The sequence below is a fragment of the Microbacterium sp. NPDC055455 genome, from assembly GCF_053619935.1.
Genome location: NZ_JBSHLB010000004.1, coordinates 222,525 through 234,137, shown reverse-complemented (window position 1 = coordinate 234,137; position 11,613 = coordinate 222,525). Strand labels below are relative to the sequence as shown.

The following is an 11,613-nucleotide window of genomic DNA, read 5'->3' as shown; positions in this document are numbered from 1 at the left end:
CGTGTGCAGGTCGAGGTTATTCCCTAATCCAGGCGGAGCCGATCGACGGCCGCCTGGATCGCGACGGCGGCGGCGCCTCGCGCCCAGGCGGTGAACCCCGAGTCGTCGACATAGAGCCGCACCGCGTCCGCCCGCGGATCGCGCCCCGCCGCGACCGCCGCGCGGACGCGCTCCTCGGCGATGTCGAAGAGGGCGATCCCCTCCCCTGCGAGCACCGCCGCGGGCTGGAACGTGAGATTGGCCGCGAGCGCGATGAACCGCCCGAGCGCATCCGCCGCCGTATCGACGACCGCGAGCGCGGCAGGATCGCCCGCGGACGCCAGCTCGAGGACCTGCGGGTAGCCCACCGTGCGCTGGAGCGCCGCGGAGACCTGCGCGGCGATCGAGCCGGACGTCAGCATCGCCTGCGAGCAGCCGCGGTGGCCCGACGGACAGAGCGGGCCGCTGTCGGAGAGCGGGATGTGGCCGCCGAAGCCCAGCCCGGCCTCGGTCGATCGCACGACCTCACCGTCGACGACGAGCCCGTAGCCGACGCCGGCGCCGATGGTGATGACGAAGAAGCCCGGGATGCCGCGCCCGAGCCCGAACCACCTCTCGGCTTCGCTGAGCGCGATGACATCGTTCTCGAGGACGACGGGGACGCCGAGCCCGCGCTGGAGAAGTGCGCCGAAGGGGACGTCCTCCCACTCGAGGAACGGCGCGTAGCGGGCGATCGCGCCGTCGACGGCGCCACCCAGGGCCACGCCGGCACCGATCACGCCGTCCACGCCGATCGCGGCCACCGCATCGGCGATCTGCGCCGCGACCGCCTCGGGCTCGTGCGAGCGCAGGGCCTCGGTGCGCTGCGCGAGCAGGTCCGCGCGGACGTCGGTGGCGACGACGTGGATCGCGTCGCCGGTGATCTTGACGCCGATGAACCGCCCCAGCCCGGGCGCGACGTCCAGCGGGCGCACCGGGCGACCGACCGAGCCGTCGGCGAGGTCCTCGAGCTCGACGAGGTATCCGCGGTCGAGGAACGGCTTGGCGAGCCGGGTGAGACTCGCCGGCGACAGGCCGAGGCGGCTCGTCAGGGCGCTGCGGGCGATCGGCCCGTGGATCAGCACGGCCCGTGCGAGCGCGCGTTCACTGTCCGTCAGCATCGGCGATGAACCTCCTCGACCCCGAAATGGTTCCATTGTGGCACCAATGGGCCGTTCTCCCCGGGAGATGGTCACTGGAGGCGACTCTTGCTCCCTGCATTAGTTCCATGGTAGAACTAACTCATGCACCGCAGCGACTCGCAGCTCGACGCCGAGCAGACCGTGACCACCTCCGCTCCGCACGTCCTCCACCTGACTCGAGGCGGCACGAGCGTCGTGCTGGACCTGGACGCGTCGCCCGGTCCGTCGATCGTGCACTGGGGCGCCGCGCTGACCGGCTCCACGCCCGCCACCCTGCGGGGGACGGCGATCGCCGCCCGCGCTCAGCGCGTGTCGGGCGGCCTGGACGCGACCCCCGCTCTCTCGCTCGTCCCCGTCGCGGCCGACGGCTGGTTCGGGACGCCCGGGCTCGAGGGACACCGCGACGGCAGCGGTGTCAGCATCCGTCTCGCGACCGTCGACGTGCAGGCCGCCGAGCATCGCGCGAGCATCGCCCTGGCAGACGCCGAAGCCGGCCTCGCGGTCCGGGTGGAGCTGCGGCTCGGACCGAGTGGTCTGCTCCACCAGCGGATCACGGTCCGCAACACCGGCGCCACCGACTACACGCTCCAGTCGCTCCAGACGACGTTCCCCGTCCCCTCCGACGCGACCGAGGTGTTCGACACGACCGGGCACCACCTGCGCGAGCGCTCGCCGCAGCGGCGGCAGCTCGGGATCGCCACGCACGTGCGGGAGAGCCGTCGCGGCCGCACCGGCGCCGATTCCACGATCGTGCTCGCCGCGGGCCGGCCCGGCTTCGGCTTCGAGCGCGGCCGCGTGCACGGCATCCACGTCGCATGGAGCGGCAACCACCGCGTCCTCGCCGAGCGGACCGTGACCGGCGACGCGTTCCTCGCGGGCGGCGAGCTGCTCCTGCCCGGTGAGGTGGTGCTCGCGCCCGGCGCCGCGTACAGCTCGCCGTGGGTGATCGGCTCGTGGGGCGACGGCCTCACGGCGCTGTCGCACCGCTTCCACGACGAGTGGCGCGCCCGCCCCCAGCACCCGCGGCGCCCGCGCCCGGTGACGCTGAACACCTGGGAGGCGGTCTACTTCGATCACTCGCTCGAGCGCCTCACGGCGCTGGCCGATGCGGCGGTCTCCGTCGGCGTGGAGCGCTTCGTCCTCGACGACGGCTGGTTCGAGGGCCGGCGCGACGACACCGCGGGCCTCGGCGACTGGACCGTCGACCGCGAGGTGTGGCCGCACGGCCTGCACCCGCTCATCGACCACGTCCGGGCGCTCGGCATGGAGTTCGGCCTCTGGGTCGAGCCCGAGATGGTCAACCCCGACAGCGAGCTGGCGCGACGGCATCCCGACTGGATCCTCCGTGGGCGGATGTCGCTGCCGCCGTCCGGTCGGCAGCAGCAGGTCCTGGACCTGTCGATCCCCGACGCGTACGCCCACATCGCCGCACGCCTGCACGCGCTCCTGGACGAGTACCCCATCGCGTACCTCAAGTGGGACCACAACCGCGACCTCGTCGACGCCGCCGGCGGACCGGCCGGCGCAGCTCGCGTGCACGCCCACACCCTCGCCGTCTACCGCCTGCTGGACGAGCTCAAGGCCGCACACCCGGGACTGGAGATCGAGAGCTGCGCCTCGGGCGGCGCCCGGGTGGACCTCGGCATCCTCGACCGCACCGATCGCGTGTGGACCAGCGACAGCCTCGACCCGCTCGAGCGCCTCGAGAACCAGAAGCACACCGGGCTGGTCGTCCCTCCCGAGATGCTCGGCATGCACCTCACCAGCCCCGTCGTCCACTCGTCCGGCCGCACGGTCTCGCTCGGCCTCAGCGGCGCGGTCGCCCTGTTCGGCCACTTCGGCATCGAGTGGGACCTCACCACGGTCGACGAGCGCAAGCGCGAAGAGATCGCGGAGTGGGTGGCGCTCGCCAAGCGCCTGCGCCCGCTCATCGCGAGCGGGCGCGTGGTGCACGTCGACGGCACGGAGCCCGGCATCGACGTGCGCGGCGTCGTGGCGGCCGACGCCGCCTCCGCCGTCTTCACCGTCGTGCAGACCGCCTCGAGCGCCGCCTACCCGGCGGGACGGGTGCGGATGCCGGGGCTCGACCCCGCCCGCGTCTACCGGGTGCAGGTGCGGATGCGTGACGGCGAGGACGCCGGCCAGTCGCCCCTCGAATGGGCGGGCGCCGAGATCGTGATGACCGGCCTGGAGCTGGCCGAGGCCGGCGTCCGTCCTCCCGTCCAGCGTCCGCAGCAGGCGATGGTCCTCGAGATCACCGCAGCGGGCTGAACGGACCACCATCCATCCACGCGCAAGGAGGCGCACCATGAGAACCAGTCATCGACGATGGGTCCGGCCGCTCGCGGCTCTGACCGTCGCCGCAGCGGCCGCCGCGATCGGCGGCTGCGCACAGCAGCCCGGCGACGGGGTGACCGAGCTGAACTTCTTCCAGTTCAAGGGCGAGGCCCTCGAGGACTTCAACGAGATCATCGCGGACTTCGAGGCCGAGAACCCCGACATCAGGGTGGTGCAGAACCAGGTCGCCGACGCCGACACGGCGATCCGCACCCTGCTGGTGAAGGACCGCGTCCCCGACGTCATCACGCTCAACGCCAACGGGAACTTCGGCAGGCTGGCGCAGGCCGGCGTGTTCTACGACTTCTCCGATGAGCCGGTGCTCGAGACGATCAACCCGGCGGTGCAGGAGATCCTCGCCGACCTCGGCACCTACGGCGACGAGGTGAACGGGCTCGGCTACGTCAACAACGCCAACGGCGTCATCTACAACCAGGACATCTTCGAGGAGCAGGGGCTCGAGGTGCCCGAGACGTGGGACGAGTTCATCGCCGTGTGCGATGCCCTCGAGGCCGCGGGCATCCAGCCGTTCTACGGCACGCTCGCCGATTCGTGGACCGCCATCCCGTCGTGGAACGCCCTCGGTGCGTATCCCGCGCAGGACGGCTTCTTCGACAAGATGCGCGAACAGGGCGAGGACGTGGGACCGAACTCGGAGGTGTCGTTCCAGAAGGACTTCGCCGAGGTCATGGACCGGCAGTACCAGCTGTACTCGTACATGCAGGAGGGCTACCGCGGCAGGACGTACGACGACGGGAACGCGGCGTTCGCCCGCGGCGAGTCGGCGATGCTCCTGCAGGGCATCTGGGCGACGAATCCGATCACGCAGGTGAACCCCGACATCCGGATGGGCATCTTCCCCTACCCGACCGACGAGCCCGGTGAGAGCCTCCTCGTCTCCGGCGTCGACGTGGTGTTCACGCTCGGCAAGGACAACCCGAAGCACGACGCGGCGATGCGGTTCATCGAGTACGTGTTCCAGCCCGACGTCATCGAGCGCTTCGCCGCGTCGCAGAACATGATCCCCTCGGTCGAGGGCGCCGAGCTGAGCGACGACCCCGCCCTGCAGTCCGTCCGCCCCTACTTCGAGGATCAGCGGATCACCGGCTTCATCGACCACCAGATCCCGCCGTCGATCCCGCTCATCCCCACCGATCAGCAGTTCCTCTTCGACGGCGACGCCGAGGCCGCGCTGAAGACCCTCGACAGCGAGTGGGCCAAGGTGGCCGCCCGCACGATCCCCGTGACGGAGGAGTGACATGACAACCCTCACCCAGGCGGTCCGCTCGAGCTCGACGGGCGCCTCCGGCAAGCGCGCCGCCCGCCTGCGCAGCGACAGCCGCCGCGCACCGTCGACCTACTACTGGATGGTGTGGCCCGCGGTGATCGCCTTCGCCGCCTTCCACACGCTCCCGGTCGTCGTCGGCATCTTCTTCAGCTTCACCAACTACGCCGGGTACGGCGCTTGGAACTTCGTCGGTCTGTCGAACTACCTGAACCTGTTCAAGGACGACCGCGTGCTGCAGGCGTACGGCTTTTCGTTCCTGTTCGCGATCGTGGCGACGATCCTCACGAACGCGTTCTCGCTGGCGATCGCGCTCGGCCTCAACGCCAAGATCAGGGCGCGGAACTTCTTCCGAGGCGTCTACTTCGTCCCCTACATCCTCGCGATCCTGGTGATCGGCTACGTGTTCCAGTTCTTCTTCTCGAACTCGTTGCCGAAGATCCTGTCGGGCATCCCGGTCTTCCGGGACAACATCCTGACGAACGAGACGTGGGCATGGACCGCGATCGTCGCGCTGGCCGTCTGGCAGGCGTGCGCGTTCGCGATCATCATCTACCTGTCGGGTCTGCAGACGATCCCGGCAGAGCTCTACGAGGCGTCGTCGCTGGACGGTGCGTCACCCTGGCGGCAGTTCCGCTCGATCACCTTCCCGCTCATCGGCGCCTTCTTCACCATCAACGTCGTGCTGAGCCTGAAGGGCTTCCTTCAGGTGTTCGACCCGATCGTCGCGCTCACCAACGGCGGACCGGGGACGTCGACCGAATCGGTCACGCTCCTGATCTTCCGCGGCGGCTTCTCCGGCGGGGAGTTCGCCTACCAGACGGCCAACGCGGTGATCTTCTTCATCGTCATCACGGTCGTCTCGCTCTTCCAATTCCGGGTCCTTCAGCGCAGAGAGGCCGATTTCTGATGACCACCACGACCAACACGGCATCGCAGCTCGAGCAGGAGGCCGATGCCGTCACGGCGAACGGCCGCCGGCGACGCCGCGCCGAGCCCGACGACGACACGCGCAAGACCAACTGGTGGGCCACGGCTCTCATCGCAGTCTGCTCGCTCACGGTCCTGATCCCGCTCTACCTGGCGGTGGTGGTCGCGCTCAAGACGCCCGACCAGCTCAGCGCGGGCACCGGGTTCGAGCTGCCGAACCCGATCCGCTGGGAGAACTTCGCCGACGCGTGGGTGCGCACCAGCTTCCCGCAGGCGCTGCTGAACACGGCGATCATCACCGTCGGGTCGGTGGTGTTCACGCTGCTGACGAGCTCGATCGTGGCCTACGCCCTCGCCCGCAACCTCCACCGGCCGTTCTTCAAGGGTGTGTTCTTCTACCTGCTGGCGGCACTGTTCATCCCGTTCCCGATCATCATGCTTCCGCTGGTGAAGCAGACCTCGATCCTGGGGCTGGACAACCAGGCCGGCATGATCATCCTCTACACGATCTACGGGCTGTCGCTGAACATCTTCATCTACACCGCGTACATCCGTTCGATCCCGATCGAGCTCGAGGAGGCGGCGAGGGTCGACGGGGCGAGCACGTGGCGGGTGTTCTGGCAGGTCGTCTTCCCGTTGCTCATGCCGATGAACGCCACGGTCGGCATCCTCACGTGCGTGTGGGCGTGGAACGACTTCATCATGCCGCTGGTCGTGCTGACGGAGCCGTCGGCGAGGACCCTGCCACTCGCGCAGTACGTCTTCCAGGGGCAGTTCAACACCGACTACACGGTGGCGTTCGCGTCCTATCTGATGGCGATGGCGCCGCTGCTCATCGTCTACATCTTCAGCCAGCGCTGGGTGATCTCCGGCGTCACCCGGGGCTCCATCAAGTAGCCGATCAGGCGAACGGACGACGGATGCCGCCACCGACGCCGGTGGCGGCATCCATCGCGTCGTCATCTCACGGATAGTCTGGTTGGGCCCGCGCGAGAGGTGACGATGACCGGCAGCAGCAGCCCACCCACGGCGACCACGCCGACGGGGTCGATCCCCCGGCAGAAGCGGCGCACGCCGTTCTGGGACAACGCGCGATTCGCGTGCATCGTGCTCGTGGTGCTCGGCCACGCGGTGCAGCGCCTGACATACGACTCCGACATCGCGCTGAGCCTGTACCTGCTGATCTACGCGTTCCACATGCCGGCGTTCGCCATCATCTCGGGGTACTTCTCGAAGTCCGACGCCCCGACCCGCCGGCAGATGGCCCGGGTCATCACCGACATCCTCGTGCCGTACGTGGTGTTCGAAGGCCTGTGGACGCTCACGAAGTGGCTCGTCGAGGGGCAGGCCAACCCCAACCTCACTCAGCCGTCGTGGACCCTGTGGTTCCTGCTCGCGCTCGGCATCTTCCGCGTGGTCCTCCCCTATCTCGCGCTGCTGCGCTGGCCGCTCGTGTGGACGGTCGTCATCTCGATCGGTGCGGGCTACCTGCCCAACATCGACTCGACGTTCTCGCTGTCGCGCACTCTGGGACTGCTGCCCTTCTTCACGCTCGGATGGTGGCTGCGCGAGCACGACGTCGTCGCGCGCCTGCGCCTGCTCGACCGTCGCCCCTGGTGGGTGTTCGCGGGCGGACTGGGCCTGTTCGCGCTCGCGGCGTGGGCGGCGTGGTTCTTCGTCGACCAGTGGCGCGAGATGAATCTGCGGGAGTGGCTGTTCTACGACGAGAACTACGCGGCGATCGGCGGCACCCAGTGGTGGGCCGGCGGCGGGCGGCTCGCGCTCATGATCATCGCCGTGCTGCTGTCGGCAGCCTTCTTCGCCCTGGTCCCCCGTGACACCCACTGGTGGACGCACTTCGGCCAGTACACGATGTACGTCTACCTGCTGCACTCGTTCGTGCTCTACCCGTTCCGCGAGAGCGGGGTGCTGCGCAACGCCGAGCCGACGTGGCTATGGCTGCCGCTGGTGATCGTCATGTCGGTGGTCATCGCGCTGGGCCTGGCCACCAGACCCGTCCGCAGGCTGTTCCGCCCGCTGATCGAGCCGCGGCCCGCGTGGCTGTTCGCCGATCGGACGCTCGCAGGCCGGGAGGGACGGCGGAGCGACCCCACGGGTTCGCGTCGGCCGCGCGAACAGCCCAGGACGCCGCGGGCGGATCCGCGCCAGAACGGCTGAGCCGCGCCGCGGTCACCCTGCGGCGCGCAGGTACCGCTCGCCGAGGCGGCGGAGGTGCGGCACCAGCTCGGCGGGCGCGTCGACGGTGAAGTCCATGCCGAGCATGCCGATGTAGGCCGCGATCGTCTCGAGGCTGTCGGCGCCGGTGACCAGGACCGAGGCGGTGGCGTCCACGGCCTCGACGACGCCGACGGTGGGGTTGATGCGTGCGACAACGGCCTCGGCGGGCGCGGCGATCCGGAGGCGCGCGTGGACGTTCCATCCGCCCGCGGCGATCGAGCGGAGCGCGAACGCGGTGAAGTCCCCTCCCGGAACGGGCACCGGCTCGAAGACGCGGCGGGTGGGCATCCTCGGCTCGATCCAGTCCAGCCGGAACGTCTCCCACTCGGCGCTGTCCGGATCGCGCGCCACGAGGTACCAGCGACGCTGCCAGCTGAGGAGCCGGTACGGCTCGACGCGGCGCGGGACCCCGCGGTCGTCGAACCGCAGCCACTCCCGCCCGTGCACGGCCTGCGCGACCGCTCTCAGCACGTGCGGATCGACCTCCGGATCGGGGGCATCCGTCGCGACGTCCTCGGGTCCGCTGTCGACCGTGGCGGCGACCGCGTCGACGGTCGGACGCAACCGCTCGGGCAGCACCTGAAGCAGCTTCGCCAGAGCCCTCGCCCCGGCTTCGTCCACTCCCGCGATCCCGCGCGCCACCCGGAGGCCGATGGCGGCGGCGACGGCCTCCTCGTCGTCCAGCAGCAGCGGCGGCAGCTTGCCGCCCGCGGCCAAGCGGTACGAGCCGGCGCGGCCGCGCTCGGCCTCGACAGGATACCCGAGCGATCGGAGGCGCCCCACGTCGTTGCGGACCGTGCGCACCGACACGTCCAGCCGGGCCGCCAACTCGGGTCCCGGCCAGCGCGGGCGGCTCTGCAGGAGCGCGAGGAGCGCGAGCATGCGGGCGGACGTCGCGGCCATGGATCTCGATTCGAAAAGGCCCGGATAACAGGAAGGAAGCGTACCTGATTCGACCGTAACGTCGGAGACATGAACACCGCAACCACTTCCCCCGCCGGCATCCGCCCCTTCCGCATCGACGTGCCGCAGGCAGCTCTCGACGACCTGAACGGGCGGCTCGCGCGCACCCGTCTCCCGCAGCCGGCGCCCGGCGACGACTGGGAAGCAGGCACCCCCAACCACTACCTGTCCGAGGCGGTCGCCCGCTGGCGCGACGGCTTCGACTGGCGCGCGGTCGAGGCGCGGATGAACAAGCTGCCGCACTACACCACCGACATCGACGGGCAGACCATCCACTTCGTCCACGTCCGCTCCCCTCACCCCGACGCGACGCCGCTCCTGCTGGCCCACACCTACCCCGGGTCGTTCGCCGACTACCTCGACGTGATCGGACCGCTCGTCGACCCCGTCGCCCACGGCGGTCGCCCGGAGGACGCCTTCGACGTCGTCGTCCCCGACGCACCCGGCTTCGGGTTCAGCCAGCCCGTGACGGACGCGGGCTGGACCGTCGCCCGCGTCGCCGCGGCGTACGACACCCTCATGCGCCGGCTCGGCTACGACTCCTACGGGATCCACGGCAGCGACAACGGCGCGATGGTGGCCCGCGAGCTCGGGCTGCTCGGTCCCGAGGGCTTCCTGGGACTGCACGTGCTGCAGCTGTTCTCCTTCCCCTCCGGCGATCCGGCCGAGTTCGAGAGGCTCGAGCCGCAGGACTACGCCGGGCTGGAGCACATGCAGTGGTTCCAGTCCGTGGGGGCGTACAACACGATGAATGCCGCCCGGCCGCAGACGATCGCCGCGGCGCTGTCGGACTCGCCGGTCGGTCAGCTCGCGTACTCCGAGCTGTTCAACTCCTTCGGCAACGGGACGGCGCTCGTGCCGCTGGACGCGATCCTCACCGAGGTCAGCGTGGCATGGTTCGCCAACGCCTCGGCCGGCATGAGCCGCGCCTATCGCGACAACGCCCTTCTCGAGTCGGAGCCCCGCGTGAGCGGCGCCCGCACCGGCGTCGCGGTCTTCAAGGACGACTTCCAGACGATCAGGGTGTTCGCCGAGCGCGACAACACGAACATCGTGCACTGGAGCCGCTTCGAGCGCGGCGGGCATTATGCGGCGCTCGAGGTGCCCGAGCTCGTCGTCGAGGATCTCCGCACCTTCTTCGCCCGTCCCTGACTGAACACGGGCGGGAGAAACGGGAGGCAACAAACGGGCGGATGCCGCGGCATCCGCCTAGCCTCGCCTCATGACCGACCTCAACCTGCCGATCCTCGACCTGTCCCGGCTCGACGCGGGTCCGGAGGCCGCCGCGCGGTTCCGCGACGACCTGCGCGCCGCGACCCACGACGTGGGCTTCTTCTACCTCACCGGCACCGGCGTCACGCCCGAGCTGGAGGGTCGGCTGCATCGCGCGGCCCGCGACTTCTTCGCCCTGCCCGAGGCCGACAAGCTCGCGATCGAGAACGTGAACAGCCCGCACTTCCGCGGGTACACGCGCGTCGGCGGCGAGCGCACGCAGGGCGAGGTCGACTGGCGCGAGCAGATCGACATCGGTCCCGAGCGCGACGCGGTCGCCGACCCGGCGGCCCCCGACTTCGCGCGCCTCATCGGCCCGAACCTGTGGCCCGCGGCGCAGCCGGAGCTCCGCGAGGTCGTGTCGGAGTGGCACGACCACCTCTCGGGGGTCGCCCGCAAGCTGCTGCGGGCGTGGGCGCTCTCGCTCGGCGCCCCCGAGACGTACTTCGACGAGCACTTCGGCGAGCCGTCGACGCTCATCAAGATCGTCCGCTATCCGGGCAAGGACGACCCGGCGCCCCAGCAGGGCGTGGGGGCGCACAAGGACTCCGGCGTGCTGACGCTGCTGTGGGTCGAGCCCGGCAAGGGCGGCCTGCAGGTCGAGCGCGACGGACAGTGGGTCGACGCGCCGCCGGTGCCGGGCGCGTTCGTCGTCAACATCGGCGAGCTGCTCGAGTACGCGACGCAGGGCTACCTCATCGCGACGAAGCACCGGGTCATCTCGCCGCGCTACCCCGACGACCGCATCTCGGTGCCCTTCTTCTTCAACCCCGCGCTCGACAAGCGCCTCCCGCTCATCGAGCTGCCTGCTGACCTCGCCGCCCAGGCTCGCGGCGTCACGCAGGATCCGGCCAACCCGATCCACGCCCTCTACGGCGAGAACGCCCTCAAGTCTCGCCTGCGGGCGCACCCCGACGTCGCGGGGATCCACCACGCGGATCTCGTCGCCGCCCGCGCCGCGACGGGGTGAGGCATCCGTCCCCCTCCGCAGCGAGGCCGCCGACCGCTCCCGGCAACGATGAAGGCCTCCCCACACCGTGGGGAGGCCTTCTCAAGAATGTTTTGCGCGATTGAACGCTGGCTGCGATTAGCGGCGGAGTCCGAGACGCTCGATCAGCGACCGGTAACGGTTGATGTCGATGTCCTGGAGGTAGCCGAGCAGACGACGGCGCTGACCGACGAGCAGGAACAGCCCACGACGCGAGTGGTGGTCGTGCTTGTGCTCCTTGAGGTGCTCGGTGAGGTCCTTGATGCGCTGCGTCAGCATCGCGACCTGCACCTCGGGGGATCCGGTGTCACCGGGGTGCGTCGCGTACTCTTCGATGATCGCCTTCTTGACGTCTGCATCCAGTGCCATAGGTGATCCCCTCTCTCCTTGTTGCGCGGTGCCCGTCACCCGATGTGCGAGCTCTCTTTCTCCGCGGCCGA

General features: G+C 70.0%; 10 protein-coding genes. 7 read left to right on the top strand and 3 right to left on the bottom strand.

Annotation, left to right across the window (positions count from 1 at the left end):
• Window positions 1-23 precede the first annotated feature (23 nt).
• Complete coding sequence (locus tag ACWGUG_RS13130; protein ID WP_452324938.1) at window positions 24-1,139, bottom strand: ROK family protein; 1,116 nt, start codon at window positions 1,137-1,139, stop codon at window positions 24-26.
• Window positions 1,140-1,262: 123 nt separating this feature from the next.
• Here ACWGUG_RS13130 and ACWGUG_RS13125 point away from each other — a divergent pair, with 123 nt between their 5' ends.
• The 5 genes from ACWGUG_RS13125 (at window position 1,263) to ACWGUG_RS13105 (ending at window position 7,890) form a co-directional block, all read left to right on the top strand.
• Window positions 1,263-3,431, top strand: a complete 2,169-nt coding sequence (locus ACWGUG_RS13125; RefSeq protein WP_378884774.1) for an alpha-galactosidase — start codon at window positions 1,263-1,265, stop codon at window positions 3,429-3,431.
• Between the two features lie 37 nt (window positions 3,432-3,468).
• Window positions 3,469-4,755: an ABC transporter substrate-binding protein gene (locus ACWGUG_RS13120; RefSeq protein ID WP_452324937.1), complete on the top strand. Its 1,287-nt coding sequence runs from the start codon at window positions 3,469-3,471 to the stop codon at window positions 4,753-4,755.
• Between the two features lies 1 nt (window position 4,756).
• Window positions 4,757-5,692, top strand: coding sequence for a carbohydrate ABC transporter permease (locus ACWGUG_RS13115; protein WP_336399063.1), 936 nt, complete (start codon window positions 4,757-4,759; stop codon window positions 5,690-5,692).
• Entirely contained in the window at window positions 5,692-6,609 is a 918-nt protein-coding gene (locus ACWGUG_RS13110; RefSeq protein ID WP_452324936.1) for a carbohydrate ABC transporter permease, read from the top strand. Before ACWGUG_RS13115 ends, ACWGUG_RS13110 begins: the two co-directional genes overlap by 1 nt.
• Window positions 6,610-6,714: 105 nt before the next feature.
• Window positions 6,715-7,890 carry an acyltransferase family protein gene (locus ACWGUG_RS13105; protein ID WP_452324935.1) on the top strand — a complete coding sequence of 392 codons (1,176 nt, stop codon included), beginning with the start codon at window positions 6,715-6,717 and terminating at the stop codon, window positions 7,888-7,890.
• 12 nt (window positions 7,891-7,902) lie between these two features.
• Here the strand turns inward: ACWGUG_RS13105 and ACWGUG_RS13100 are convergent, their stop codons facing one another.
• Window positions 7,903-8,853: a helix-turn-helix transcriptional regulator gene (locus ACWGUG_RS13100; RefSeq protein WP_452324934.1), complete on the bottom strand. Its 951-nt coding sequence runs from the start codon at window positions 8,851-8,853 to the stop codon at window positions 7,903-7,905.
• 69 nt (window positions 8,854-8,922) lie between these two features.
• Here ACWGUG_RS13100 and ACWGUG_RS13095 point away from each other — a divergent pair, with 69 nt between their 5' ends.
• On the top strand, window positions 8,923-10,065 hold the full coding sequence (locus ACWGUG_RS13095) for an epoxide hydrolase family protein (protein WP_452324933.1): 1,143 nt from the start codon (window positions 8,923-8,925) through the stop codon (window positions 10,063-10,065).
• Between the two features lie 70 nt (window positions 10,066-10,135).
• The gene (locus ACWGUG_RS13090; protein WP_336399068.1) at window positions 10,136-11,155 is read left to right on the top strand and encodes an isopenicillin N synthase family dioxygenase; all 1,020 of its coding nucleotides are present in this window, start codon (window positions 10,136-10,138) and stop codon (window positions 11,153-11,155) included.
• A gap of 117 nt (window positions 11,156-11,272) precedes the next feature.
• On the opposite strand, the gene rpsO is transcribed toward ACWGUG_RS13090, so the two are convergent.
• On the bottom strand, window positions 11,273-11,542 hold the full coding sequence (gene rpsO, locus ACWGUG_RS13085; protein WP_039401864.1) for a 30S ribosomal protein S15: 270 nt from the start codon (window positions 11,540-11,542) through the stop codon (window positions 11,273-11,275).
• Window positions 11,543-11,613: the final 71 nt, after the last annotated feature.

Excerpts from the sequence above, each read along its gene's own strand:
- ACWGUG_RS13100 (WP_452324934.1), bottom strand. The coding sequence starts at position 8,853 with ATGGCCGCGACGTCCGCCCGCATGCTCGCGCTCCTCGCGCTCCTGCAG.
- ACWGUG_RS13115 (WP_336399063.1), top strand. The coding sequence starts at position 4,757 with ATGACAACCCTCACCCAGGCGGTCCGCTCGAGCTCGACGGGCGCCTCC.
- ACWGUG_RS13120 (WP_452324937.1), top strand. The coding sequence starts at position 3,469 with ATGAGAACCAGTCATCGACGATGGGTCCGGCCGCTCGCGGCTCTGACC.
- ACWGUG_RS13105 (WP_452324935.1), top strand. The coding sequence starts at position 6,715 with ATGACCGGCAGCAGCAGCCCACCCACGGCGACCACGCCGACGGGGTCG.
- ACWGUG_RS13125 (WP_378884774.1), top strand. The coding sequence starts at position 1,263 with ATGCACCGCAGCGACTCGCAGCTCGACGCCGAGCAGACCGTGACCACC.
- rpsO (WP_039401864.1), bottom strand. The coding sequence starts at position 11,542 with ATGGCACTGGATGCAGACGTCAAGAAGGCGATCATCGAAGAGTACGCG.
- ACWGUG_RS13095 (WP_452324933.1), top strand. The coding sequence starts at position 8,923 with ATGAACACCGCAACCACTTCCCCCGCCGGCATCCGCCCCTTCCGCATC.
- ACWGUG_RS13090 (WP_336399068.1), top strand. The coding sequence starts at position 10,136 with ATGACCGACCTCAACCTGCCGATCCTCGACCTGTCCCGGCTCGACGCG.
- ACWGUG_RS13110 (WP_452324936.1), top strand. The coding sequence starts at position 5,692 with ATGACCACCACGACCAACACGGCATCGCAGCTCGAGCAGGAGGCCGAT.
- ACWGUG_RS13130 (WP_452324938.1), bottom strand. The coding sequence starts at position 1,139 with ATGCTGACGGACAGTGAACGCGCGCTCGCACGGGCCGTGCTGATCCAC.